The organism is Streptomyces ruber, assembly GCF_014648075.1.
Taxonomy (GTDB): domain Bacteria; phylum Actinomycetota; class Actinomycetes; order Streptomycetales; family Streptomycetaceae; genus Streptomyces; species Streptomyces ruber.
Window position 1 is genome coordinate 1 of record NZ_BMQK01000093.1, and the last position, 515, is coordinate 515.

Consider the following 515-nt stretch of genomic DNA (forward strand, 5'->3'; position numbering starts at 1 on the left):
TCGTTAATTCTATGAATTGAAAAGAATAATACATCAAATGTCATGTGTAGAAACACCTCAATAGAATACGTTCCCGGGCCTTGTACACACCGCCCGTCACACTATGGGAGCTGGCCATGCCCGAAGTCGTTACCTTAACCACAAGGAGGGGGATGCCGAAGGCAGGGCTAGTGACTGGAGTGAAGTCGTAACAAGGTAGCCGTACCGGAAGGTGCGGCTGGATCACCTCCTTTTCAGGGAGAGCTAACGCTTGTTGGGTATTTTGGTTTGACACTGCTTCACACCCAAAAAGAAGCGAGCTACATCTGGGTTAAACTTGGAGATGGAAGTCTTCTTTCGTTTCTCGACGGTGAAGTAAGACTAAGCTCATGAGCTTATTTTCCTAGGTCGGAACAAGTTGATAGGATCCCCTTTTTTCGCCCCTATGTCGCCACACGGGGGGGCATGGGGACGTAAAAAAGGAAAGAGAGGGATGGGGTTTCTCTCGCTTTTGGCATAGCGGGCCCCGGCGGGAG

The 515-nt window shown here is 50.1% G+C and carries 1 rRNA gene; it reads left to right on the forward strand.

From position 1 onward, the window contains the following. Positions 1-233, forward strand: a 16S ribosomal RNA gene (locus IEZ04_RS36410); the annotation flags it as partial. Between the last annotated feature and the right edge of the window lie 282 nt (positions 234-515).